This window comes from Actinomadura harenae (assembly GCF_003696215.1).
Lineage (GTDB): Bacteria > Actinomycetota > Actinomycetes > Streptosporangiales > Streptosporangiaceae > Spirillospora > Spirillospora harenae.
In genome coordinates this window covers 1-23,370 of record NZ_RFFG01000065.1, presented here as the reverse complement: position 1 = coordinate 23,370, position 23,370 = coordinate 1, and the positions used below count along the sequence as shown (strand labels likewise).

Annotated in this window: 22 protein-coding genes; 8 read left to right on the top strand and 14 right to left on the bottom strand. The window is 73.1% G+C overall.

Annotated elements, in window-relative coordinates; genetic code table 11:
- Positions 1-228 precede the first annotated feature (228 nt).
- Positions 229-684, bottom strand: a complete 456-nt coding sequence (locus tag EBO15_RS29310) for a MarR family winged helix-turn-helix transcriptional regulator (protein WP_122197697.1) — start codon at positions 682-684, stop codon at positions 229-231.
- Between the two features lie 91 nt (positions 685-775).
- Between EBO15_RS29310 and EBO15_RS29305 the strand changes: the two genes are divergently transcribed.
- Positions 776-1,192 carry an organic hydroperoxide resistance protein gene (locus tag EBO15_RS29305; RefSeq protein WP_122197696.1) on the top strand — a complete coding sequence of 139 codons (417 nt, stop codon included), beginning with the start codon at positions 776-778 and terminating at the stop codon, positions 1,190-1,192.
- Between the two features lie 15 nt (positions 1,193-1,207).
- Here EBO15_RS29305 and EBO15_RS29300 read toward each other — a convergent pair whose 3' ends face one another.
- The gene (locus EBO15_RS29300; protein WP_122197695.1) at positions 1,208-1,648 is read right to left on the bottom strand and encodes a MarR family winged helix-turn-helix transcriptional regulator; all 441 of its coding nucleotides are present in this window, start codon (positions 1,646-1,648) and stop codon (positions 1,208-1,210) included.
- 83 nt (positions 1,649-1,731) lie between these two features.
- Here EBO15_RS29300 and EBO15_RS29295 point away from each other — a divergent pair, with 83 nt between their 5' ends.
- Positions 1,732-2,004, top strand: coding sequence for a hypothetical protein (locus EBO15_RS29295; protein WP_122197694.1), 273 nt, complete (start codon positions 1,732-1,734; stop codon positions 2,002-2,004).
- On the top strand, positions 2,001-3,125 hold the full coding sequence (locus EBO15_RS29290) for a serine hydrolase domain-containing protein (protein ID WP_122197693.1): 1,125 nt from the start codon (positions 2,001-2,003) through the stop codon (positions 3,123-3,125). The genes EBO15_RS29295 and EBO15_RS29290 overlap by 4 nt, the downstream gene beginning before the upstream one ends.
- A gap of 81 nt (positions 3,126-3,206) precedes the next feature.
- On the opposite strand, the gene EBO15_RS29285 is transcribed toward EBO15_RS29290, so the two are convergent.
- The 3 genes from EBO15_RS29285 to EBO15_RS29275 all read right to left on the bottom strand — a co-directional run bounded on the left by EBO15_RS29285 (position 3,207) and on the right by EBO15_RS29275 (position 5,678).
- Complete coding sequence (locus tag EBO15_RS29285; protein WP_122197692.1) at positions 3,207-4,124, bottom strand: NADP-dependent oxidoreductase; 918 nt, start codon at positions 4,122-4,124, stop codon at positions 3,207-3,209.
- A gap of 85 nt (positions 4,125-4,209) precedes the next feature.
- Positions 4,210-4,422, bottom strand: a complete 213-nt coding sequence (locus EBO15_RS29280) for a hypothetical protein (RefSeq protein ID WP_147481698.1) — start codon at positions 4,420-4,422, stop codon at positions 4,210-4,212.
- A 50-nt stretch (positions 4,423-4,472) separates the two neighbouring features.
- The gene (locus EBO15_RS29275) at positions 4,473-5,678 is read right to left on the bottom strand and encodes a helix-turn-helix domain-containing protein (protein ID WP_158628380.1); all 1,206 of its coding nucleotides are present in this window, start codon (positions 5,676-5,678) and stop codon (positions 4,473-4,475) included.
- A gap of 61 nt (positions 5,679-5,739) precedes the next feature.
- Here EBO15_RS29275 and EBO15_RS29270 point away from each other — a divergent pair, with 61 nt between their 5' ends.
- The 3 genes from EBO15_RS29270 to EBO15_RS29260 all read left to right on the top strand — a co-directional run bounded on the left by EBO15_RS29270 (position 5,740) and on the right by EBO15_RS29260 (position 7,038).
- Positions 5,740-6,213: a hypothetical protein gene (locus EBO15_RS29270; RefSeq protein ID WP_147481697.1), complete on the top strand. Its 474-nt coding sequence runs from the start codon at positions 5,740-5,742 to the stop codon at positions 6,211-6,213.
- A gap of 48 nt (positions 6,214-6,261) precedes the next feature.
- A complete protein-coding gene (locus tag EBO15_RS29265; protein WP_122197688.1) occupies positions 6,262-6,453 on the top strand; it encodes a helix-turn-helix transcriptional regulator in 192 nt (63 codons plus the stop codon).
- Positions 6,454-6,594: 141 nt separating this feature from the next.
- Positions 6,595-7,038, top strand: a complete 444-nt coding sequence (locus EBO15_RS29260) for a hypothetical protein (RefSeq protein ID WP_122197687.1) — start codon at positions 6,595-6,597, stop codon at positions 7,036-7,038.
- Here the strand turns inward: EBO15_RS29260 and EBO15_RS29255 are convergent.
- Positions 7,035-8,393 (bottom strand): class I SAM-dependent RNA methyltransferase, encoded by a 1,359-nt coding sequence (locus EBO15_RS29255; RefSeq protein WP_233616511.1) that lies wholly within the window; start codon positions 8,391-8,393, stop codon positions 7,035-7,037. The two genes, EBO15_RS29260 and EBO15_RS29255, sit on opposite strands and share 4 nt — an antisense overlap.
- Positions 8,383-10,452, bottom strand: coding sequence for an APC family permease (locus EBO15_RS29250; RefSeq protein WP_199744880.1), 2,070 nt, complete (start codon positions 10,450-10,452; stop codon positions 8,383-8,385). Before EBO15_RS29250 ends, EBO15_RS29255 begins: the two co-directional genes overlap by 11 nt.
- A 167-nt stretch (positions 10,453-10,619) precedes the next feature.
- On the opposite strand from EBO15_RS29250, the gene EBO15_RS29245 reads away from it, so the two are divergent.
- Together EBO15_RS29245 and EBO15_RS29240 are read left to right on the top strand one after the other, a co-directional pair.
- Positions 10,620-11,285 carry a potassium channel family protein gene (locus EBO15_RS29245; RefSeq protein ID WP_122197684.1) on the top strand — a complete coding sequence of 222 codons (666 nt, stop codon included), beginning with the start codon at positions 10,620-10,622 and terminating at the stop codon, positions 11,283-11,285.
- On the top strand, positions 11,285-11,944 hold the full coding sequence (locus tag EBO15_RS29240; protein WP_122197683.1) for a potassium channel family protein: 660 nt from the start codon (positions 11,285-11,287) through the stop codon (positions 11,942-11,944). Before EBO15_RS29245 ends, EBO15_RS29240 begins: the two co-directional genes overlap by 1 nt.
- A 61-nt stretch (positions 11,945-12,005) precedes the next feature.
- Here the strand turns inward: EBO15_RS29240 and EBO15_RS29235 are convergent, their stop codons facing one another.
- The 7 genes from EBO15_RS29235 to EBO15_RS29205 all read right to left on the bottom strand — a co-directional run bounded on the left by EBO15_RS29235 (position 12,006) and on the right by EBO15_RS29205 (position 22,952).
- Positions 12,006-13,496, bottom strand: coding sequence for a hypothetical protein (locus EBO15_RS29235; RefSeq protein ID WP_122197682.1), 1,491 nt, complete (start codon positions 13,494-13,496; stop codon positions 12,006-12,008).
- The gene (locus tag EBO15_RS29230) at positions 13,496-15,991 is read right to left on the bottom strand and encodes a serine/threonine-protein kinase (protein WP_233616510.1); all 2,496 of its coding nucleotides are present in this window, start codon (positions 15,989-15,991) and stop codon (positions 13,496-13,498) included. Before EBO15_RS29230 ends, EBO15_RS29235 begins: the two co-directional genes overlap by 1 nt.
- Before the next feature lie 68 nt (positions 15,992-16,059).
- Positions 16,060-16,944 carry a DUF3159 domain-containing protein gene (locus EBO15_RS29225; protein ID WP_122197681.1) on the bottom strand — a complete coding sequence of 295 codons (885 nt, stop codon included), beginning with the start codon at positions 16,942-16,944 and terminating at the stop codon, positions 16,060-16,062.
- Between the two features lies 1 nt (position 16,945).
- Complete coding sequence (locus tag EBO15_RS29220; protein WP_122197680.1) at positions 16,946-17,356, bottom strand: OB-fold nucleic acid binding domain-containing protein; 411 nt, start codon at positions 17,354-17,356, stop codon at positions 16,946-16,948.
- A 72-nt stretch (positions 17,357-17,428) separates the two neighbouring features.
- The gene (locus tag EBO15_RS29215; protein ID WP_233616509.1) at positions 17,429-19,474 is read right to left on the bottom strand and encodes an APC family permease; all 2,046 of its coding nucleotides are present in this window, start codon (positions 19,472-19,474) and stop codon (positions 17,429-17,431) included.
- Positions 19,475-19,605: 131 nt separating this feature from the next.
- A complete protein-coding gene (locus EBO15_RS29210; RefSeq protein ID WP_122197679.1) occupies positions 19,606-20,280 on the bottom strand; it encodes a response regulator in 675 nt (224 codons plus the stop codon).
- Positions 20,277-22,952: a sensor histidine kinase gene (locus EBO15_RS29205; RefSeq protein WP_122197678.1), complete on the bottom strand. Its 2,676-nt coding sequence runs from the start codon at positions 22,950-22,952 to the stop codon at positions 20,277-20,279. Before EBO15_RS29205 ends, EBO15_RS29210 begins: the two co-directional genes overlap by 4 nt.
- Positions 22,953-23,370 lie beyond the last annotated feature (418 nt).

Sequence of the window (23,370 nt, the reverse complement as noted above, 5' to 3'; positions counted from 1 at the left end):
CGTCAGAATCCTCGGCGGCAAGAGCCCATCGTCGAAACCCTCGAACGTCTTCCGGTCGAGTGGCGGCACGCGGCGTGCCAGAGCCTTGATCCGACGCTGTGAGCGCGGTTGCGCCATGTTCTGGGGCTCGTTCGCCGAGGTGGCCGAGGTCGTCGGGCGGGCGCCGGGGATCAGGTGCATCTGGCTCCTCCACAACCCTGAGAAGCTGCGGGCCTGGACGGCTCGTCCCTAGAGGGCGGCGTGGTCGAGGTTCGTGGTGACCGTGGTGAGGAGGGTTCGGAGGGTCTGGAACTCGTCCAGGGTCAGGCCCGCGGCCCTGGCCATGTGGAGCGGGATGCCGGCGGCCCTGGCGCGGAGGGCCTCGCCTTCCGGGGTGAGGGTGACGACGACGGAGCGTTCGTCCTCCTCGCTGCGGCGGCGGTGGACGAGGCCGGCGGTCTCCAGGCGCTTGAGCAGGGGCGACAGGGTGCCGGAGTCCAGGCGGAGGCGGTCGCCGATCTCCTTGACGGGGAGCTCGCCGTGTTCCCAGAGGGTGAGCATGACGAGGTACTGGGGGTAGGTGAGGCCGAGGTCCTTCAGGACGGTGCGGTAGACGCCGGTGAACGCGCGGGACGCGGCGTGCAGGGAGAAGCAGAGCTGGCGGTCCAGGCGGAGGAGGTCGTCGGCACGCGTCTCGGTCGTCATGTGACCAGAATATCTCTCGGACAACTAGATTGTGCACAACTGAATTGTGTACATTCGAATGCGAACGGATCTTCCGAGAAGGAGTCACCTCATGGACGCGCTGTACACCGCCGTCGCCACCGCCAACGGACGGGACGGGCGGGCCGTCAGTTCGGACGGCCGGCTCGACCTGGCGCTCGCCTTCCCGCCCGCGCTGGGCGGGGACGGGAAGGGCACCAACCCCGAGCAGCTGTTCGCGGCCGGTTACGCGGCCTGTTTCGCGAGCGCGATGGGCGCCGTGGCGCGGGCGATGAAGCTGGACGTCAAGGACGTCTCGGTCACGGCCGAGGTGGGCATCGGCAAGGACGCGTCGGACGGCGGCTTCGCGATCGGCGTCGTCATGCGCGTGGAACTGCCCGAGCACCTCGAGGGCGAGGTGGGCGAGAAGCTCGTCGAGGCGACGCACGCGGCCTGCCCGTACTCGAAGGCGACGCGCGGGAACATCCCGTTCGAGATCGTCATCGAGTGACCACGGAGACGGCCGTCACCGCGCCTCGACGAGGAGGCAGAGGATGCGCTTGAAGTCGGCGTACGCGTCGGGGCCGAAGGTCTCGGCGTGGCGGGCCTCGATGGCGGCGAGGATGGCGTCCGAGTCGCGCATCTGGGCGAGGCCGCGGTCGGTCGGGACGACGAGCTTGGCGCGGCGGTCGGACGGGTCGGGGCGGCGTTCGGCGTAGCCGAGGGCCTCGAGTTCGTCGACGAGCTTGCCGATGACCTGTTTGTGCTGGCCGGAGCGTTGCGCGAGGTCGGTGGCGCGGGTGCCGTCCTCGTCCAGGTGGGCGAGGATGGCGCCGTGCTGGGGGCGCAGGTCACCGTAGCCCTGGTCCGCGAGGACGCCGAAGAGTTCGCGCTGGATCCCGAAGAGCAGGCGGGCCGTGAGGATGCCCAGGTCCGGGTCCGCGCGCTTGCGCTCACCGCGCCACATGGTCACCTCCGATTATTGTCACCTCTATTGACTATACCTGGAGGTGACTATACCTTCCCGTCTCGCAGAAGGAGGCGAGAACGGTGATCGAACTGACCCGTTTCACGGCGCACGACAGGAAGCGGCTGCTCGCGGCCCGTCCGGCGATGCTGGCGGACTTCGAGGCGGACCGCGCGGGGTACCTCGGCGCGCGGCTGGTGGAGCTGCCCGGCGGCGAGTGGCTGGACATCGTCGAGTGGCGGAGTGCCGAGGACTTCCGGATCTCGCGGGAGAAGGGTCCGAACCGTCCGGGCATCGCGGAGTTCTTCGCGGCCATCGACGGCCTGGTGAGCGACGAGCAGGGAGAGCTCCGATGAGGGACGTGCACGGGCTCGCCGCGGACGGGTTCGACGGGGTCCGCGCGGCGTTCGCGGCGGCGGTGAACGGGCCGGACGGCGATCCGGACGCCCAGCTGGCCGTGTTCCAGGATGGCCGGAAGGTGGTGGACCTCTGGGCCGCGCCGGACGGCGAGAACGCGGTCACGGCGCTGTACTCGACGGCGAAGGGCGCGGCGCACCTGGTCGTGGCGATGCTCGTCCAGGACGGGACGCTCAAGCTGGACCAGCCGGTCTCCGAGATCTGGCCCGAGTTCAGCGGCTTCGGCAAGGAGCGCCTGACCCTGCGCGGCCTGCTCGCCCACCGGTCCGGTCTGATCGGCGTGGACGGCGGGTTCACGGACGAGGAGCTGGCGGACGACCGGCGGCTCGCCGCGCGGCTGGCCGGGCAGCGTCCGTTCTGGGAGCCCGGGACGGCGTACGGCTACCACGCGTTCGTGATCGCGGCCCTGACCGGCGAGGTCGTCGTGCGCGCCACGGGACGGACGATCCGCGAGCACTACGAGGAGCGGATCCGCGGGCCGCGCGGACTGGACTTCTTCTTCGGACTTCCCGAATCGGAAGAGTCCCGGTACATCCCGGTTCTTCCGCCGGCGAAGCCCATCGGGCGCGTCCCCGCCGACACCCTGACCGGCGTCGCGTTCAACGCGGCCGCGCCGCAGGTGGACGACCACGGCGAGTTCCTCGTCCGGTTCGCCAACAGCCGGTACACGCGGGCGCTCGGCCCGGGGTCGGCGGGCGGGGTCGGCAGCGCGCGCGGCGTCGCGGCCATGTACGCGGCCGCGATCGGCGACGGCACGACGCCGGGGCTGCTCACCGCCGACACGATCGTCGAGTTCACGAGGCCCCAGGACCCGGGGACCGACCTGGTCACGGGCGAGACGAACCACTTCGCGCTCGGGTTCGAGGTGCAGTCCCACCGGTACCCGGAGCTCGGGGCGGCCTCGTTCGGGCATTCCGGGGCGACCGGAACCCAGTCGTTCGCCGACCCGGCGTCCGGGATCGCCTTCAGCTACGTCCGGCGGCGGTTCGCGGTCGGCGGCGGTGGCGGGGCGCGGGAGAACGCCGGTCTGGTCACGGCCGTCATGGACGCCGCCCGCTAGGCACGAACATGGCGGGCGTCGCGAACGGCGGGCCGTTCCACCGGCCCGCCGCCCCCGGCTCCGCCCCCGCCTTTGGTGGGGTCAGTCCATGAGCAGGACGACCTTGCCGCGGCCGTGGCCGGTCTCGACCTGCCGGTGCGCGTCGGCGGCGCGCGTCCACGAGTGGGCGCCCTTGATGTTCAGGGTCAGGCGCCCGTCCTCGTAGAGGCGGGCGACCTCGGCGACCCGCGCCATCGAGCGCTTGGAGAACGTGGTCACGCGGATGCCGAGTTCCTCGGCGCGGCCGTGCTCGACCAGCGTGAGGATCCGGTCACGGTCCTTGACCAGGTCGAGCGAGACCTCCAGCGCGTGGCCGCCCGCGCCGTCCAGGGCGGCGTCGACTCCGTCCGGTGCGGCGGCCCGGACGCGGTCGGCGAGGCCGTCGCCGTACGTCACCGGGACGGCGCCGAGCGAGCGCAGGTAGTCGTGGTTCTCCTCGCGGGCCGTCCCGATCACGCGGGCTCCCGCGATCACCGCGAGCTGGACGGCGACCGCGCCGACGCCCCCCGCGGCCGCGTGGATCAGGAGGGTGTCGCCCTCCCCCACGCGCAGGTCGTCGAGCGCGATGTGCGGGGTCATGACGGCGGCGGGGAACGCCCCGGCGACCTCCCACGGCATCCCGGCGGGCTTGCGCACGGCGTTCGCGACGGGCACGACGACGAACTCGGCGTAGGAGCCCAGGATGGAGTTGCCCATCACCTCGTCACCGGCCGCGAACTCCGTCACGCCGTCCCCCGCCTGGTCGACCACGCCGGCCCACTCGTTGCCCGGGACGCGCGGGTACGGCGGCGCGTCCAGGTAGCCGGGCGTCCAGCCCTCCCGGACGGCGAGGTCGAACGGCTGCACCCCGGCCGCCCGCACCCGGACCCGGATCTCCCCCGGCCCGGCCTCCGGCGCCGGCACGTCCAGCATGGTGAGAACGTCCGGTCCGCCCGGCTGACTGAATCCCGCGACGCGCATGATGGCCTCCTCAACTCTCAGGTGACGATCACGCTAGGACCTCAACCAAAGTCGAGGTCAAGCCGCGGGACGGGGCGCCGTCCGGTCAGCCGCCGCCGAACCCCAGCTCGCGCAGCTGCCGCCGCAGCCCTTCGGGGGTGTCGTCCTCCGCGACGGACGGCCCCTCCTGGATGAGCTCTCCGGGCTCCGGCCCCCGCGTCGCCCACCAGCGCCCCGTGTCCCGCGCCTGGATGATCGTCCACCCGGGGAACTCCCGCAGCAGCGCCGCCCGGGCCTCCTCCTGCTTCTCACCGCTCATACCGACGCACGGTAGGCGCGCGGACACGCCAGGGATTCACCCGTGTGAACTCAGTGCGCCACGCCCATGCGCGCCGCGAGTCCGCGCAGCTCACGGCCGCCGGCGTCGACGGTGGCGCGGGTGAGCATGGTGGCCACGCTCTCGCGGACGGCGGACGAGTTGCGGATCTTGTGCGGCGCGAGGGTCTCGGCCCGCAGCAGCCAGCGCTGCGCCTCGCGCATCGTCGCGCGCTCGCGGGCGAGGCCGCGGCCGACGTCGGCGAGGAAGGTGGCATGCCGTCCCGGGCGCGCGGCGATCCTGTCCTCGTCCACCTCCCGCGCGAGGTCGAGCAGGACGCCGCCGCCCTCGCCGCGCTCGGTCGCGAGGCCGACCCGCCAGACGGCGACGTTGGCGGACGAGAACGCGCCCCAGTTCCGGCCCGGTTCGTCCGGCACGCGCGACGCGAGCGCGGACGCCTCGTCGAGCCAGTGCGCGGCCACGTCGAACCGGTGCGCGAGGGTCGCCGACAGCGCCGCCGCGAGGGTCAGCATGCCGAGGACCTGAAGGCCCAGCGGGTCTCCGGCGTGGGGCTCCAGCCGGTCCGCCGCCCGCTCGGCCATGGTCAGCCGGAACTCGCGCGAGCCGGTGGGAAGAGTGTGGACGCGCAGGGAGTCGGCCTTGCCCTGGTCGACCGCGTCGTCCAGCACCCCGGCCACCTCGGCCGCACGCAGCGCGGCGATGTGGGCGAGGTCGGCGTAGCCGAGGTCCTTGCTGGTGAACGTGGCCGCCTGGAACGCGTCCACCAGCGAGGCGAGCGCCTCCCGGCTCACGTGCTCGTCGGCCGCGCACGCGTGGACGTGCAGCTCGTCGATGAGCACGGGCAGCCGCACCGCGACCTCCGAGTGCCGGTACTCGCTGCGGTCGATGCGTCCCACCTCCGCGGTCAGGTCGGGCAGCGGACGCGCCCGCTCGGCGACCGGGGCGGTGAGGGTGTTCGCCGTGAGGGCGATCCGGAGCGCCGGGATCAGGGCGTGCGGGCCCGCCTGCACGGGATCCGCCGTCAGGTGCGGGCCCCCGGCGAGCTCGGCCTCCGACACCCGCAGCGCCGCCGCGAGCGCCGCGATGTGCGAGCGCCGGTCGACCGCCCGCACGCCGCGTTCGGCCATGGACAGGAAGGACTTGGACAGGCCCGCCTGGCCCGCCAGCTGGTCCAGGGTCATCCCGCGCCAGCGCCGCAACCTGCGCAGACGCGTCCCGATCGTCTCCTCGTCGTGCATCACACCTCCCGACGGCTCCTTCTCAGCGTAGGGTCGCGGCGCCCATCGCGTGGAGGATGTCGTGGCGAGCGTGGTGACGGAGGACGGGTTCCTCGCTCCACTGACCGAGCGGGCCGCCGGGCTCATGGTGGGCGGTTTCCCCCTTCTGTCCGGTGGTGACTACTGGCTCGGATACGTGGAGGGGGCGCGGGCGGGCCTCCTCACGGCGGGGATGACGGAGAAGGCCGCCGAGCACTGGCTGGGCGTCCTGATGTACCGGGAGTGGCTCGGCCGGGACGACTCCGAGGCGCTCGCGAAGAAGACCGGGCCGAAGGTCACCTGGTTCGGCTCGGAGGACGGCGCCCCGTCCTGCCGGATGTTCGACCTGGTCGGGGGCAGCGCGATCGCGCGGCGGAACCGGGCCGACACCGCGCGGCTGGAGGAGCTCGGGTTCGGCGTCCTGGAGTTCGAGGGGCTCGACCACATCGGCGGGCTCGCCGACATGGACGCCGTGGGCCCCCGCCTGAACGCCGCGCTGGCCGCCGCCGGCTGGTGATGTAAAGGACACTTGACACCGTCGCCCTGTCAAGCCTACTTTCCCTATGTGCGGAACGACGTGCGTGAGCTGCGGACGGGCAAAGGATTGTCGCAGGCCGGGCTCGGACGCGAACTCGGGGTGTCGCGGCAGACGGTGAACGCGATCGAGCAGGGACGGTACGACCCGTCCCTGCCACTCGCCATCGCCATCGCCCGGTACTTCGGGACGACGGTGGAGGAGGTCTTTCATGTCGACTGAGCGCGGGCGATTCGGCGGCGGACCGCGCCACCGGGCGCGGATTCCCTCGCGGGCCACAAGCGGACCTTGGGCCTCAGCGGGTCACCGGCTTACCGTTGTGGCGAGACCGAACGGGGGTTCGCCATGCGTCCACGCCTCGCCATGGGTTCACGGGTCGGCACGGGTTCACGGGTCGCCACGGGTTCACGGGTCGTCATCGGCTCACGCCGCCTGCCCGCCCTCTTCCTCGGCGTCCTGTGCCTGGTCGCGACGTCGGCCGCCGACTGCAAGGCGACCGGCGACTCCGGTGGCGGCGGACGCTGCGGCGGCGGGAACTGCACGATCACGCTCAACCGCTCCGAGACCCACAAGATCGGGAGCCATCGGGCGACCGCCACCGTCGCCACCGCCGTCGCGTGCCTCAGCCTCACCCACCTGATCGCCACGCACGTCGTGTGCGAGGCGGGCGGCGAGACCTTCCAGCGGCGGTTCACCAAGACCGCCGCGACCGCCGACGCGGACGGCCAGTGCCTCCAGGTGCGGTTCGACGCCCCGAAGAAGCGGCACTGGCGTCCGGTCAGCGCGTCCCAGACACCCTGCGGCTAGCCGCGGACCAGGGTGGCCAGGCACTCCACGTGCTGGGTCATCGGGAAGGCGTCGAAGGCGCGGAAGGACTCGAGGGTCCAGCCGCGCTCGGAGAAGTAGCCGAGGTCGCGGGCCAGGGTGGCCGGGTCGCAGGACACGTAGGCGATCTTGCGTCCGGTGAGGGCGGCGACGCGGTCGACGACCTCGCGGCCGGCGCCCTGGCGCGGCGGGTCGAGGACGACGACGTCGGCGCCGCGCATGCGCGAGCCGCCGCGGTGGCCGCCGGTCGCGCGCTTGTTCTGCGTCCGGCCGGACGAGTCGTCGGAGCGGCCGAACTCCAGGTCGGCGATGACCTCCTCGACCGGGCCGCGCTCGAACGAGACCTGCGGCAGGTCGCGCAGGTTGAACTTGGCGTCCCGGACGGCCTGGCCGTCCGACTCGACGCCGACGACCAGCCCGCCGCGGCCGACCCGCTCGCCGAGGAACGCGCTGAACAGGCCGACGCCGCAGTACAGGTCGAGGGCGATCTCGCCGGGCTTGGGCTCCAGGGCGTCGATCACGGCGGCGGCGAGGGTCTGCGCCGCGCCCGGGTGCACCTGCCAGAAGCCGGACCCGGAGACCTGGAACATCCGGCCCTGGACCTCTTCGCGGACGTACGGGGGCGTGGTGCCCGCCTCGGGCTTGCCGCGCATGAGCCGCACCGGGACCTCCAGGCGCGGGATGCGCATGCGGCGCGGGTGCGGGCCGCGGACCGACACCAGCCGGTCGCCGGTCGCCGCGGACGTGATGCCCTCGACGCTGTTGACGCCCTGCCAGCGCTTGGTCTCGATGCCCATGATCTCGACGCCCGGGTGCGCGATCAGGCACTCGTCGATCGGCTCGATGTCGTGCGAGCGGTGCCGGCGCAGGCCGGGCACGCCGTTCTCGACCGCGAACTGGACGCGGGTGCGCCAGCCGAGGCCGGGCGGGGGCGTCATGTCCTCGCCCGCGAACGGGTACGGGACCTCCTCGACCGTGACGGTGCGGGTGATCCCGGCGACGCGGGCGAGCTGCTCCTCGACGACCGCGGCCTTCAGGCGGCGCTGGGCGGGCAGCGACGCGTGCTGCCAGTCGCAGCCGCCGCAGCGGCCCGGTCCGGCGAACGGGCAGGGCGGCTCGACGCGGTCGTCGGACGCGGTGATGATCTCCACCGCGTCCGCGCGCAGGAACCGCTTGGTCGCCTCGGTGATCCGGGCCCGGACCCGCTCGCCGGGAAGCGCGTGCCGGACGAAGACCACGCGGCCCTCGTGCCGGGCCACGCAGAAGCCGCCGTTGGCGACGTTGCCGACCTCCAGTTCGAGGAGGTCGCCTTCGTGGGGTCCGAGATCAGCTGTCACGTTCCGAAACGATACCGCCACCAGTGGACGCCTCATCCCGCTGCCCGTCCTCCGAGCCGTTCCCGCCCGAGCCGGTCGGCATCCGGTAGGACGACCCGAACCCGGGCTCGCCGCGTCCCTTCAGCCGGTCGGACGACTGGAGCTGCCAGGCGACGCTGGTGACCATGACGCCCGGCTGGAACAGCAGCCGCCCCTTGAGCCGCAGCGCGCTCTGGTTGTGCAGCAGGTGCTCCCACCAGTGGCCCACGACGTACTCGGGGATGAACACGGTCACCACGTCCCGGGGGGACCGGCGGCGGACGCTCTTGACGTAGTCCAGGACGGGCCGGGTGATCTCCCGGTAGGGCGAGTCGAGGATCTTGAGCGGGACGGGCACGTCCAGCGCGTCCCACTCCTCCTGGAGCCGGTGCGCCTCGTCGCCGTCCACGGCGACGGTGACCGCCTCCAGCGTGGACGGACGCGTCGCCCGCGCGTACGCCAGGGCCCGCAGCGTCGGCTTGTGGATCTTGGAGACCAGGACGATCGCGTGGTTGCGGGCGGGCAGCGCCACGTCCTCGCCGGTCGGCTCCAGCTCGGCGGCGACCCGGTCGTAGTGCTTGCGGATCGCCTTCATCAGCAGGAACAGCACCGGCATCGCGATGCAGACGATGTACGCGCCGAGCATGAACTTGGTGACCAGCACGACGACCAGGACGACCCCGGTGAGCGTCGCGCCGAACGCGTTGATCGCCCGGGACGTCCGCATGCGGCGGCGGTCGGCGGGGTCCTTCACCGTGCGCAGCAGGCGGTTCCAGTGCCGGACCATGCCGACCTGGCTGACGGTGAACGACACGAACACGCCGACCGTGTACAGCGGGATCAGCTTGCTCACCGACGCGTCGTAGGCGTAGATCAGCAGGCCCGCCATGGTGGCGAGGATGATGATGCCGTTGGAGAACGCCAGCCGGTCGCCGCGGGTGTGGAACTGGCGCGGCAGGTAGCGGTTCTGCGCGAGCACCGAGCCGAGCACCGGGAAGCCGTTGAAGGCGGTGTTGGCGGCCAGGAACAGGATCAGCGCGGTCATCGTGGTGACCAGCGCGAAGCCCGGGGTGAAGTTGGAGAACACGGTGTGCGCGACCTGGGCGATCACCGGGTCGGCGTCGTGGACGACCTTGCCGGTGGCCGGGTCGATCAGCTGGCTGCCCTGGCTGGGCTCGGCGAACTTGGCCTTGGTGTAGAAGGCGAACGCGGTGACGCCGCCGAACATCGTCATCGCGACCAGGCCGAGCATCAGCAGGGTCTTGGCGGCGTTCTCGCCCTTGGGCTTGCGGAACGCCGGGACGCCGTTGGAGATCGCCTCCACGCCCGTCAGCGCCGCGCAGCCGGACGAGAAGGCCCGCAGCAGCAGGAAGATCAGCGCGGCGCCGCCGATCCCGGCCTCCTTGCCGATGATCTTGTAGTCGGCGGTCTCCGCCTTCAGGTCCGTGCCGAGGCCGAGCCGGATCATCCCGTAGAGCAGCATCGAGATGATCGAGAACATGAACAGGTAGGTCGGGATCGCGAACGCGACGCCCGCCTCCTTCAGCCCGCGCAGGTTCGCGATCGTCACCAGGACCACGATGGCGATCGCGACCAGCACCTCGTGCGGCTGGAGGAACTTCAGCAGCGCGCCGAGGTTCTCCACCCCGGACGACACCGACACCGCCACCGTCAGGACGTAGTCGACCAGCAGCGCGCTGGCCACGACCACGCCCCAGTTGTCTCCCAGGTTGGTCGTCGCGACCTCGAAGTCGCCGCCGCCGCTCTGGTACGCCCGGACGTTCTGGCGGTAGGACGCGACCACGGTGAGTAGAATCACCACCACGGCCGCCGCCACCCACGGGGTGTACTGGTACATCGCCAGCCCGCCGACGCCCAGCGCGAGCAGGATCTCCTGCGGCGCGTAGGCCACCGACGACAGGGCGTCGCTGGCGAACACGGGCAGCGCGATCCGTTTGGGGAGGAGCTGCTCGTGCTGCTGAGCGCTGCGCAGGGCGCGTCCCAGCAGCAGGCGCTTCACGAGGTCCGGAGCCTTCGACACGAGAGCAGACTCTAGCCTGCCCCCTTTACGACTTCTCAACACGCCCGGGGCGGCCGCCCACAACGGTGGTGTGACGTGGGGTTGGGTAGTAAGCGCCGAAACGGCTGTGTAGTTTTGCAGCCCGGCAAGGATCATCCGAAACCTCGGGCTCCGGAGAAGGAACGGCCGTGCATATCGTGATCATGGGGTGCGGGCGGGTCGGATCGACCCTCGCCCACATCCTGGAGGACAAAGGCCACTCGGTGGCCATCATCGACCAGAACCCCGAGGCGTTCCGGAGGCTGCGCGGCGGGTTCCGCGGCCGTCGCGTCACCGGCGTCGGCTTCGACCGGGACACCCTGACCGAGGCGGGCATCGACCAGGCGTCCGCGTTCGTCGCGGTGTCCAGCGGCGACAACTCCAACATCCTGTCCGCGCGGGTCGCGCGCGAGACGTTCGGCGTGGACAACGTCGTCGCGCGGATCTACGACCCGCGCCGGGCCGAGGTGTACCAGCGCCTGGGCATCCCGACCGTCGCGACCGTCCGGTGGACGGCCGACCAGATCCTGCGCCGGCTGCTGCCGGAGGGCGCCGAGCCGCTGTGGCGCGACCCGACCGGCACCGTCGTCCTCGCCGAGCTGGACGCGGGCACGACCTGGGTCGGTGAGAAGGTCGCCACGCTGGAGAGCGCCGCGGGCACCCGCGTGGCGTTCCTCACCCGGATGGGCGAGGCGCTGGTCCCGGAGGCCGACACCGTCATCCAGGACGGCGACATCGTGCACGCGATCACCCGCGCCGAGGACCTGGAACGGATCAACGCCGCGGTCGCGGTGCGCAGCGAGGAGGAGCACTGATGCGGGTCGCCATCGCCGGGGCCGGCGCCGTCGGCCGGTCCATCGCGCAGGAGCTCCTCGAGAACGGGCACGAGGTCCTGCTGATCGACAAGAACCCGCGCGCGATCAAGGTCGAGACGGTGCCGCGCGCCGAGTGGCTGCTCGCCGACGCGTGCGAGATCGCCGCCCTCGACGACGCGGCGCTCGAGCGCTGCCAGGTCGTGGTCGCCTCGTCCGGTGACGACAAGGTCAACCTGGTGGTGTCGCTGCTCGCCAAGACCGAGTACGGCGTCCCCCGGGTCGTCGCGCGGATCAACCACCCGAAGAACGAGTGGCTGTTCAACGAGTCGTGGGGCGTGGACGTGGCGGTGTCCACCCCGCGCCTGCTGTCGGCCCTCGTCGAGGAGGCCGTCAGCGTCGGCGACCTGGTCCGGCTGATGACGTTCCGGCAGGGCGAGGCGAACCTGGTCGAGCTCACCCTGCCCGAGGACGCGCCGCTCGGCGGCGAGCGGGTCGGGTCGGTCGCCTGGCCGCGCGACACCGCGCTCGTCGCGATCCTGCGCGAGGGCCGGGTGCTCGTCCCGACCCCGGACGACACCCTGGAGCCCGGCGACGAGCTGATGTTCGTCGCGTCCCAGGACGTCGAGGACGAGCTGGCCGAGCTGCTCAGCGCCAACTGACGCACGCCCCGCGACCCCGCCGCGCCCTCCCCGGCACGGCGGGGTCTCCGCATTCCCGGGGCTAGCGGTACTCGGCGAGGCGGGGGCGGAGACCGGCCAGGACGAGGCCGATGATCACGAGCGCGGCGGCCGGCGGGACGACCGTCCAGCCGGACAGGACGTCCGCGCCGCTTCGGATGTTCGCCGTGAACTGGTCCTGGTTGACGGCGATGACCCGGGCCATCGCCTGGTCGAAGCGGGTGAACGAGCCGTTGGAGTCGTCGGCGGACGGCGAGGTGTCGAACGTCACCGCGGCCTGGACCTGCCGCTTGTCCATCAGCCCCCGCAGCCGGACGTCGTTGGCCTGGTAGGCCTGCCAGGCCAGGAGCGCCTCCTCGGCCGCGGTCCGCTCGCCGGGGAACGTGATGTTGCGGAACTCGTCCCCGAGCAGCCCGGTGAACGGGACGTCCTTCTCGTTCTGCCGGTACTTGATGACGACCTGCTGGAGCACCGCCTGGTAGGTGTCCGGGAGGGAGGCGGCGGTCGGGAGGCCGACGAGTTGGCCCGCCTTGTCGTAGAAGGCGTTCTGGTAGTCGCTCCAGCGTTCCCGGTCGACGATGTAGCGGGACTCGTCGGCGTTGGCGTCCCAGCCGATCGCGCGGGCCCGGGTGAGGGCGATCACCGAGTCGAAGGCGTCCCTCTTGGCGACCCGCAGGTGGTCCGCGGACGATCCGAGCACCGTCGACGCGGTGATCGTCCCGCCGAGGACGCACGCGGTGGCCAGGAGCAGGGCCGGGTTGAGGATCCGGTGGGTGCGGCGGGCCAGGGTGACCTGGAGCAGGAGCAGCGCGGCGAGCGTGACGAGACCGAGCACCAGGACGGCGTCCGAGCCCGTCCTGAGCGCGCGGTACCGGCTCTGGTAGGTACCTCCGACGCGGTCGGCGTTGGCGGCGCGGAGCTCCTCGGCCGCGGGCAGGAGCACCTGCTTCATCTCGTCGGTCGCCTGCCGGTACAGGGTGATCGCGGCGGCCGGGGGCGCGGCGGCGGGGTGCGGGCGCTGGCCGTCCAGCAGGAGCGCCTGCCCGGCGAGCGCCTGGTAGCGGCCGAAACCGTCCAGCGCCCGGCGCACGGCGCGCGCGGCGCTCTGGTCGCCGCCCGCGAGCGCCGCCGCCTGCTGGAGGTCCTGGTCGGCCTGCCGCCGCCGCTGCTCGAAGGTGCCCAGCGCCTGCTGCCGGCCGATGCCGAGGTTCTGCGCGCTCCCGACCAGCAGGACGTTCGCGAGCTGGGCGTCCATGTCGTTCAGCGCCAGGTAGAGGTCGGACGACGCGAGGACCTGCGGCCCCGCCTGGTGCCCGATCTCCTTGAAGCCCGCCTTCCCGCCGGACGCCCGGGTGGCGGCCAGCGCCGCGACCAGGACCGTCAGCAGCACGACCAGGACGGCCAGGAAGCGGAACCGGTCGTGGGTGAACCAGCCGCGCGGGTCGATCCGCAGGTGGCCGGACGGAGCGGTCCGGACGGGCAGGCGTATGCCGTCCTCGTCGGCGGGCAGCAGCTCGGCAGGGATGGGGGCCATCAGAACGCCGTCCTCGGTCGGATGGTGTTGGCGCGGTCCACGAAGCCGCGGCGGCGGCTCGGCAGGGTGGAGATCCGGGCGAGATCGCGGTAGACGCCCTCCAGCGCCCCGCGCAGCGCCCTCTCCTCGTACGGGACTCCGAGGACCGTCCGTCCCGGCGGCGCGGCGCCGTTCCGGTCCAGCTCGGCGACCAGGGCCTCCAGCAGGAGGGCGACCACGCGGCCGCCGCGCTCCTCGGGCAGGTCCAGCGCCGCCACCCGGTCGGCGGCGGCCAGCAGGTCCTCGCGGTCCGCGCGCCAGCGGGACGCCGGGGCGTCCGGGGCCCAGCCCCGGATCGTCACGACGACGGCGGCGACCTGCGCGTCCAGGTGCCGCCCGGACACGGCGGGCACCTCGCCGAGCACCTCGACGGCGGCCCGGTCCTCCCCCGTCGCGACCAGCGCCCGGGCCAGGCCGAACGCCGCGTTCTCGTAGGAGCGGTCGGTACGCCAGACCGCCCGGTGGAAGTGGACGGCCCCGTCGGTGTCGCCGACCGCCTCGGCCGCGAACGCCAGCGCCAGCTTCGCCGCCGCCTCACCGGGCAGCAGGTCGTAGACGCGGCCGAACTCGCCCGCCGCGGCGGCGCCGTCGCCCTCGGCCAGCGCGGCCACGCCCCAGAACCAGTGCGCCCGCCAGTCCCCCTCGTCCAGAGCCATGATCATCTCCCGCGCACGGTCCTCGTAACGCAGGTCGATCATGGCTCTGACCAGCCGCAACGTCTCCTCGATCGAGCGGGCGCCCTTCTTCTCCAGCGCCCGGACGACCTGCTCGGGCGCGGACGCGGCGAGCGCCGCGACGTTCCGCGCGCCGGGATCGGCCGTGTCCACCAGCGGCACCGGCAGCGCCGAGACGGCCTCCCGGAACGTCGGCGGACGGCCGAGCCGCGCCCCCACCACCCGCGTCTCCGGCCCGAACAACGTGGACGCGGCGGGCCGCTGCCGCCCGTCCCCCGCGGCCAGCGTCTCCCGCAGCACCCCGGTGAGCTGCTCGGTCATCTCCTGCGCCGACCAGAACCGCTCGTCCGGGTCGGGGTGGGCGGCGCGCCGCAGCAGCCGGTCGAACGACGGGTTCCCGGCGAGGACCGGCACCTTCGCCGCGTCCGGGAGGCCGGCCCGGTGCGTGCTCGTGTAGCCGGTGAACTCGAAGCTCATCACGGCCATCGCCCGCGCGACCGTGTACAGGTCCGACGCGACCGACGGGCCCTCGTCGGCGATCTCGGGGGCCTGGTAGCCGAGCGTGCCGTAGACCGCGCCCTCCTCGTCGTCCAGCCGCCGGACGCCGCCGAGGTCGACCAGCTTCAGCTGCTCCTCGGTCTGGATCGCGTTGTCGGGCTTGAAGTCGCAGTAGACCAGGCCCTTCTCGTGCAGGTGGCCGAGGGCGCGCAGCACCTCCAGGCCGTAGGCCATGACCTGCGCGGGGGTCAGCGGGTCCCCGGCGGAGCGGCGCTCCAGGACGAGCTCCTTGAGCGACCGCCCGCCGACGTACTCCATGACGATGTAGCCCGCGTCGCCGTGCTGGACGAAGTTGTAGATCTTGACGACGTTCGGGTGCTCGACCTCGGCGAGGAACCGGCGCTCGGCGAGCGCCGCCTCCATCGCGTCCGGGTCGCCGGTGTCGAGCAGGCCCTTCAGGACGACCCAGCGGTCCGAGACGTTGCGGTCCTTGGCCAGGTAGATCCAGCCGAGGCCGCCGTGCGCGAGGCAGCCCAGCACCTCGTACTGGCCGCCGACCAGGTCCCCCTGGCGGAGTTTCGGGGTGAACGAGAAGTGCGTGCCGCACTTGGGGCAGTACCCCTCCGACCGGCCGGGCCTGCCCTCCCGTCCCCGGCCGACCGGGGCGTCGCACTGCCCGCAGCGGCGCTTGTGCTCGGGGACGTCCGGGTTCGACATGATCGCGGTGGCCGGATCGCGCTCGGGCACCGCGGGCATCTCGACCAGGCCCGCGCCCAGTTGGCCGCGCCGGGACGCCCCGGACGACCCCCTGCTCCCCCGCGAGCCGCGCGACCCGCGCGAGCCCCGGGATCCTCGGGAGCCCTGCGTCCCGTGCGCGGGACGCGATCCGGAGGTGCCGGGCCCGGCGCGCCCGGCGGCCGTCCCGGACTTCCCGGTCCCGGTTCCGTTTCCGTTTCCCTTGCCACCGCCGTCGCCGTTCGCCCGGCGGGAGGCGACGCGTCCGCTCAGCGTGCGGGCGAGCACCTCGTCCGGGACGGGTGTGGACGGGCCGAGCACACCGACCGCGCCGCCGGATCCGCCCCCGGCCCCGGCTCGTCCGCCCGCGCTTCCGTTTCCGCTGGTCGCGAGTGCCCCCGCGGTCGCCGCGGACGTCTCGCCCGGCGGGGACCCGCACACATCGCAGTAGCCGTCCTCGATACCCCCGGAACACCCGGGGCGCAGGCACCGCATCTTCGCGCCGTCACCGACCTCGACTCCACCGGAGCCCCCTGGCCCCAGGATCATTCAAGATCGTAGGTCGACAAATGCGGGTACACCCGCGGTTTTTACGCGTTTCTGACGGCAGGATCCGGTCAGCCCTCGGACGGTTCGACGGCCGCTTTCCCCGTCGCGGGTCCGGCGGACGCGCCCGCGGTCTGGAGCGGCGTGCTGGTGCGCATCAGCATGAGCAGCGCCAGGCCCAGGGCCGCCACGTACGCGGGCCAGCCGAGCACGACCTTCGCCACGCCGAGCGCGACGACCTGGTCGGCCAGGTAGAGCGGGATCTGGAAGGCCAGCTTCAGCACCCCGGGCAGCATGAGCAGCCAGGACAGCCGCGTGCACACCCGCACCATGGCCGGGTCCTTGCGCCAGCCGAACGGGTCCTCGGGGTTCGCCGCGCCGATCATGAAGCCGACGAACGGCCAGCGGGTCACGATCGACAGCAGCATGACCAGGCTGACGCCGCCGGAGTAGAGCATGCCGGGCAGGAAGGCGTCCTGCGCCTTGCCCGAGCGCAGCGCGAAGAACGCCGCGATCACGATGCCGACCAGGCTGTTGAGGACGAACTGCGGCGTGGACCGCTGGACGATCCGGGCCGCGAGCAGCACCAGCGCCGAGCCGCCGCCGACGTACAGCGACAGCCGCAGGTCGTGGGTGACGATCCAGCCGACGGTGAACGCGATCGTGGGCACCGCGCCCTCGAGCACGCCGCGCCGCCCGCCGAACACCTTGGTCAGCTGGGCGCGGATGACGTCCTCGACCGTCAGGAGCCCCCCGCCGTCGGGCTTCCCGCCCTCGGCCGCCGTGGCCGCGTCGGCGGCTGTCGCCTGGGACGCGGACCCGGACGCGGGCGCGGTGGGGTCGGTGGCGGTGGGGTCGGTCACGTCGGGCTGGACGGCTCCAGCGGTGGCCGTGCCGGGGGACTGAGCCGTGCCGGGGGCCTGGGCGTCGCCGGAGGCGGTGTCGCCGGCCGCCATGTCACGCGCCCCGCAGTTCGTAGCGGGGGTTGAACATCACCTTGCGGCCGTCCTGGAGGCTGACCAGCCCCTCGGCGCGCAGGCGCCGGCCGGGGTCGATTCCGGCGATCTTGCGCCGGCCCAGCCAGACCAGGTTGACAACGTCGGTGCCGTCGTAGAGCTCGGCCTCCAGGGCCGGGGCTCCGCCTCGGGGTCGCAAAGTCACGGTCCGTAGCGTACCGGCCACGCAGGCGCGCTGCCGGGCCGCGCACGCGGTGATGGGGGTCGCGCCCTCCTCGCCGGTGGACCGCTGGAGCTCCTCGGCCTCCAGCTCCTCCTTGCTCGACGCCATGCGCCGCAGGAACCGCCGCAGGCCACCGGGCCGTGCCCCGCCTCCGGCGGTGGAGGTCGTACCGGCCGCTCGCTCGTCCATGATTCGAAGCCTAAGGCATGCGGTCGACGAAAGAACCGGTGCAGGACCGCCGATACGGCACCGTCACCGCCATCACCCCCCGGACCCGGACGACACGGTCCCCCGCCCGGCGTCGGGGAGGACGGGCCGTCCGCCGCCGGGCTCAGTGGGCCTCTCCGGTTCAGGAGGCGTCTCGGGCTCGGGGGGCGCCTCGGGTTCGGTCCGCGCGGAGCCGAGCTGCCACGGGACGCTGATGACCATGACCCCGGGCCGGAACAGCAGCCGGGCCTTCAGCCGCAGCGCGCTCTGGTTGTGGAGCAGCTGCTCCCACCAGCGGCCGACGACGTACTCGGGGATGAAGATCGCCACGACGTCGCGCGGGGACCGGCGGCGCAGCCGCGCGACGTGGTCCAGGACGGGCCCGGTGATGTCCCGGTACGGGGAGTCCAGGACGACCAGCGGGACGGGGATGTCGCGCGCGGCCCATTCGGCGCGCAGGGTCTCCACCTCGGCGTCGGAGGTCTTGACGGTCACGGCGGTCAGCGTGGACGGCCGGGACGCGCGGGCGAACGCCAGCGCCCGCAGGGCCGGGGTGTGCAGCCGGGAGACCAGGACGACGGCGTGGATCCGGCTGGGCAGCGCGACGGCGTCGTCCCCGGGGGTGAGCTCGACCGCGACCCGCTCGTAGTGCCGGTGGATGGCCTTCATCATCCAGAAGACCAGGGGCATCGCGATCACCACGATCCAGGCGCCGTGGGTGAACTTGGTGACGAGCACCACCACCAGGACGAGGCCGGTGAGGAGCGCGCCGAACGCGTTGATCACGCGGGCGCGGCGGATCCGCCCGCGGCGGGCGGGCGGGCAGGCGCGCAGTTCGGTCGTCCAGTGCCGGACCATGCCCGCCTGGGACAGGGTGAACGAGACGAACACGCCGATGATGTACAGCTGGATGAGCCGGGTGGTGCTGGCGTCGAAGGCCCAGATCAGCAGCCCGGCGAGCAGCGCGAGGATGACGACGCCGTTGCTGAAGACGAGCCGGTCGCCGCGCCGGGAGAACTGCCGGGGCAGGAAACCGTCCGCGCCGAGGATGGACCCGAGGATCGGGAAGCCGTTGAACGCGGTGTTCGCGGCCAGCACCAGGATCGCCGCGGTGAACCCGGCGACCAGGAAGAACAGGATCGTGTGGTCGCCGCCGGAGACGGCCGCCGCGACCTGCGTGATCACCGTCTTCTGCTCGTACCCGGCGGGCGCGCCGATCAGCCGGGACGGGTCGTCGGTGATGTGCACCTTGCTGATCATGGCGAGCAGCGAGATCCCGGCGAGCATGACGATGGTGAGGACGCCCATGATCGCCAGCGTCGCGGAGGCGTTCCTGCTCTTCGGCCGCTTGAAGTTCGGGACGCCGTTGGAGACCGCCTCGACCCCGGTGAGCGCGGTGCAGCCCTGGGAGAAGGCGCGCAGGACGAGCGCGATCGCCAGCAGTCCGGTCGTGTGCTGCTCGGCGTGGAGGCCGTAGTGCGCGGACTCGGCGTGCAGGCTCCCGCCGAACGCCACCCGCAGCCCGCCCCAGAGGATCATGAGGTAGACGACCACGACGAAGCCGTAGGTCGGGATCGCGAAGACCGTCCCGGACTCCTTGACGCCGCGCAGGTTCATCACCGCGAGGACGGCGAGCAGCGCCAGCGAGATCGGCACCGCGTACGGGACGAGCGCCGGGAACGCCGAGGTCACGTTGGCGACGCCCGCAGCGACCGACACCGCGACGGTCAGCACGTAGTCGACCAGCAGGGCGCTGGCGGCGGCGAGCGACGCCGTCTCGCCGAGGTTGGCGCGGCTCACCGCGTACGCGCCGCCGCCCCCGGGGTAGGCGTGGCAGGTCTGCCGGTACGACAGGACGACCACGGCGAGCAGGACGATGACCGCGAGCGCCACCCAGGGCGCGAGGCGCAGCAGCGCGACGCCGCCGAGCCCGAGCCCGAGCAGGATCTCCTCGGTGGCGTACGCGTTGGACGACAGGGCGTCGCTGCAGAAGACCGGCAGCGCGAGCTTCTTCGGCAGCAGCGTGTCACCGAGTTGTTCGGTACGCAGCGGGCGTCCGACGAGGAGGCGCTTCGGCGTCCTGAGCAGGGGGATTCGCACACAGAGGGCTTAACCCGCAAAACACCCTATTCAGGACGCGCTAACGCCGTCTTGACGCCGCAGGGAGTCGTCTTAACGCGTTCTTAGCGCACGTCCGAAACCCCGCCCGGCCCGGCGGCGGGGCGGCCCGGTCAGGCCTCGAAGCGGTAGCCGATGCCGGGGGCGGTGATCAGATGCCGCGGATGGGACGGGTCGTCCTCGAGCTTGCGGCGCAGCTGGGCCATGTAGACGCGCAGGTAGTTGGTCTCCTTCGCGTACGACGGGCCCCACACCTCCTGGAGGAGCTGCTGCTGGCTGACGAGCCGTCCGGCGTTGCGGACCAGCAGCTCCAGGATGTGCCACTCGGTCGGGGTGAGCCGGACGTCCCCGCCGTTCCGCTCCACCCGCTTGGCGGCCAGGTCCACGCTGAACGCGTCGGTCCGGACGACCGCGGCCTCCTCGACCGGCGACGAGCGGCGGACGGCCGCGCGCAGCCGGGCCAGCAGCTCGGCCATCCCGAACGGCTTGGTGACGTAGTCGTCGGCCCCGGCGTCCAGGGCCTCGACCTTGTCGTCGGACTCCTGCCGGGCGGACAGCACGATGATCGGCACGGTCAGCCAGCCGCGCAGCCCCCGGATCACCTCGGTGCCGTCCATGTCGGGCAGGCCGAGGTCGAGCAGGATCACGTCCGGGTGGCGGCGCGCGGCGAGGTCGAGCGCGGTCCGGCCGTCCGGCGCCGCGTCCACCTCGTAGCCGCGCGCCTTCAGGTTGATCCGCAGCGCGCGCACGATCTGCGGCTCGTCGTCCACGACGAGAACGCGTGTCACGTCCTGTCCTCTCGCTCGTCCCGGCTCCGCCCGTCGGCGGTCCGCTCGTCTCGTCCGCCCGGGTCCCCACCCTGCTCGGCGCCCTGCTCCACGTCCTGCTCGGCGCTGTGCTCCACAGCGTGTTCCTCGCGGACGCCCGGCGGGGCGGACGGGGGGCCGCCCGGGGCGAGGGGCAGGCCGAAGACCATGGTGAGGCCGCCGCCGGGGGTGTCCTCGGGGGTGAGGGTGCCGTCCATCGCGGCGACGAAGCCGCGCGCGACGGCGAGGCCGAGCCCGACGCCGTTGCCCTTCGGCGCGTCCCCGAGCCGCTGGAACGGCGCGAACATCCGCTCCTTCACGGCGCTCGGGACGCCGGGACCGCGGTCGACGACGCGCAGCTCCACCCGGCCCGGCTCGCGGCCGAAGCGCAGCTCCCCCGCCGTGACCAGGACGGGCTCGGCGCTGTGCCGGACGGCGTTCTCGACCACGTTGGCGAGGGCCCGCTCCAGCAGCCCCGCGTCGGCGGCGACCGGCGGCAGCGTCTCCGGAACGTCGATGCGCACCCGGTCCTCCGGCACGTTCAGCAGGGCGCGCGGGAGCACCTCGTCCAGCGCGACCGGGCGGATCAGCGGGGTCACGACGCCGGTCTGGAGGCGGCTCATGTCCAGCAGGTTGCCGATCAGGCCGTCCAGCCGGTCGGCGGACTCCTCCACCGACGCGAGCAGCTCGGCCTCGTCGTCCGGATCCCACTGGACGTCGGTGGCGCGCAGGCTGCTGACCCCGGCCTTGATCGACGCGAGCGGCGTCCGCAGGTCGTGCGAGACCGCCGCGAGCAGCGCCGTGCGGATCTTGTCGCCCTCCTCCAGCCGCCGCGCGCGGGCCGCCTCCTCGGCCATCCGCCGCCACGCGAGGACGGCCCCGGCCTGCGACGCGAACGCCGACAGGACGCGCCGGTCGGACGCGGGCAGCACCCGCCCGGACAGCGCGAGGACCGTCTCGGCGCCCGGCTCGCCGCCGACCTCGGCGGTCGCCTCGGCGTCGTCGGGGTCGGCGGCCGGGCCGGAGCCGACCGCGCCGCGCGTCCGCCAGCCCTCGCCGCTGTGCTCCAGCAGGGCGACCGCGCGGACCCCGAACGTCTCGCGGACGCGGTCCAGCAGCGCGGGCAGGGCGTTCTCGCCGCGCAGCACCGAGGTCGCGAGCAGGCTCAGCGTCTCGGCCTCCGCGCCGCTGCGCGCGGCCTGCCGGGTGCGGCGGGCGGCGAGGTCCACGACCGACGACACCGCGACCGCGACCGCCACGAACACCAGCAGGCCGAGCGCGTTGCGCGGCTCGGCGATGGTCAGGGTGTGCAGCGGCGGCGTGAAGTACCAGTTCACGGCCAGGAACCCGAGGACGGCCGCGAGGATCGCGGGCCACAGCCCCCCGGCCAGCGCGACCAGGACGGTCAGCGCCAGGAACAGCATCAGGTCGGTGGTGAGGCCCGGCCGGTCCCCGGCGTCCAGGACGGCGATCAGGGCGGGCGGCCCGAGCAGCGCCATCACCCATCCGGCGACACGGCGGCGGACGCTGAGCGGGCTCCCCGCGAGGCTGACCAGCCCGCGGCCCTTCCCGACGTGCTCGTGCGTGACCAGGTGGACGTCGATCTCGGACGACTCGCGCGCGACCGTCGCGCCGACGCCCGGCCCGAGCACGAACTGCCAGCCCCGGCGGCGGCTCGACCCGAGCACGAGCTGCGTCGCGTTCACGCCCCGGGTGAACTCCAGCAGCGCCTTGGCCGGGTCGTCGCCGAGGACCTGGTGGTAGCTGCCGCCGAGGCCCTCCACCAGCGCGCGCTGCCGGGTCAGGTCCCGGGCCGACCCGCCGGACGCCAGCCCGTCCGCGCGGGACACGTGGACGGCGAGCAGGTCGGCGCGCCCGGCGCGGGCGGCGATCCGCGCGGCGCGCCGGATCAGCGTGTCGCCCTCCGGGCCGCCGGTCAGGCCGACCACGATCCGCTCGCGGGCCTCCCAGGGCTCGGTGATGCCGTGCTGGTCGCGGTAGCGCTCGAGCGCCTCGTCCACCTTGTCGGCCAGCCACAGCAGGGCCAGCTCGCGCAGCGCGGTCAGGTTGCCGGGGCGGAAGTAGTTGGCGAGCGCCGCGTCGATCTTCTCGGGCGCGTACACGTTGCCGTGCGCCATCCGGCGGCGCAGCGCCTCGGGCGTCATGTCGATCAGCTCGACCTGGGCGGCGCGGCGCACCACCTCGTCCGGGACGGTCTCGCGCTGCCGCGCGCCGGTGATCCGCTCGACGACGTCGTTCATCGACTCCAGGTGCTGGATGTTCACCGTGGAGATCACGTCGATCCCGGCGTCCAGGATCTCCTCGACGTCCCGCCAGCGCTTGGCGTTGCGGGAGCCGGGCACGTTGGTGTGGGCGAGCTCGTCCACCAGGACGACCTCGGGCCGGCGGGCCACGACCGCGTCGACGTCGAGCTCGGTGAAGTCACTCCCGCGATAGGCCAGGGTCCGGCGCGGGACGACCTCCAGGTCGCCGATCTGCTCGGCGGTGCGGGCGCGGCCGTGCGTCTCCACGTAGCCGACGACCACGTCGGAGCCGCGCGAGGCGCGGCGGCGGGCCTCGCCGAGCATCGCGTACGTCTTGCCGACTCCGGGCGCCGCACCGAGGTAGATGCGGAGCTCGCCCCGCGTCCCCATGGCTGCCTCCCCTTGGCGGAATCTACCAAAGAGGTGTCCGGCGCTCTGATTCGGCCGGGATGTGCCGCGGTGCGTGCGACCTGCGGCTCGGCGGGGTCCGGGCGGGTCGGGGGCCGTCCGTCCGGGCCCGGCCCGGCCTGGGCGGGCCCGGACGGGCCCGCCCAGGCCGTCGTCATCAGATCGAGACATGGCACTTTGGCCGCCCTGGGCGTCCCGATTCCGATCAGCGTCTATTTTGCCGAGGGTCATCACCGTGAGTGAGTGCATGATCACCCGAAACGCCCTCTCCGTCCCGAGGTCACCATGCCGCACCATGCCCCGATCACCCGTCACACCACCCGTCGCACCGCCGGCCGCACCGCCCGCCCGGCCGCCCGCCTGGCCGGCGCCGCCGCGCTCCCCGCGCTCGCCCTGTGCG

Coding starts and splice junctions, on each gene's coding strand:
- EBO15_RS29285 (WP_122197692.1), bottom strand. CDS start 4,124: ATGCGCGTCGCGGGATTCAGTCAGCCGGGCGGACCGGACGTTCTCACC.
- EBO15_RS29280 (WP_147481698.1), bottom strand. CDS start 4,422: ATGAGCGGTGAGAAGCAGGAGGAGGCCCGGGCGGCGCTGCTGCGGGAG.
- EBO15_RS29220 (WP_122197680.1), bottom strand. CDS start 17,356: ATGGACGAGCGAGCGGCCGGTACGACCTCCACCGCCGGAGGCGGGGCA.
- EBO15_RS29205 (WP_122197678.1), bottom strand. CDS start 22,952: ATGGGGACGCGGGGCGAGCTCCGCATCTACCTCGGTGCGGCGCCCGGA.
- EBO15_RS29225 (WP_122197681.1), bottom strand. CDS start 16,944: ATGGCGGCCGGCGACACCGCCTCCGGCGACGCCCAGGCCCCCGGCACG.
- EBO15_RS29260 (WP_122197687.1), top strand. CDS start 6,595: ATGGGTTCACGGGTCGGCACGGGTTCACGGGTCGCCACGGGTTCACGG.
- EBO15_RS29240 (WP_122197683.1), top strand. CDS start 11,285: ATGCGGGTCGCCATCGCCGGGGCCGGCGCCGTCGGCCGGTCCATCGCG.
- EBO15_RS29310 (WP_122197697.1), bottom strand. CDS start 684: ATGACGACCGAGACGCGTGCCGACGACCTCCTCCGCCTGGACCGCCAG.
- EBO15_RS29275 (WP_158628380.1), bottom strand. CDS start 5,678: ATGCACGACGAGGAGACGATCGGGACGCGTCTGCGCAGGTTGCGGCGC.
- EBO15_RS29235 (WP_122197682.1), bottom strand. CDS start 13,496: ATGGCCCCCATCCCTGCCGAGCTGCTGCCCGCCGACGAGGACGGCATA.
- EBO15_RS29305 (WP_122197696.1), top strand. CDS start 776: ATGGACGCGCTGTACACCGCCGTCGCCACCGCCAACGGACGGGACGGG.
- EBO15_RS29300 (WP_122197695.1), bottom strand. CDS start 1,648: ATGTGGCGCGGTGAGCGCAAGCGCGCGGACCCGGACCTGGGCATCCTC.
- EBO15_RS29230 (WP_233616510.1), bottom strand. CDS start 15,991: ATGATCCTGGGGCCAGGGGGCTCCGGTGGAGTCGAGGTCGGTGACGGC.
- EBO15_RS29290 (WP_122197693.1), top strand. CDS start 2,001: ATGAGGGACGTGCACGGGCTCGCCGCGGACGGGTTCGACGGGGTCCGC.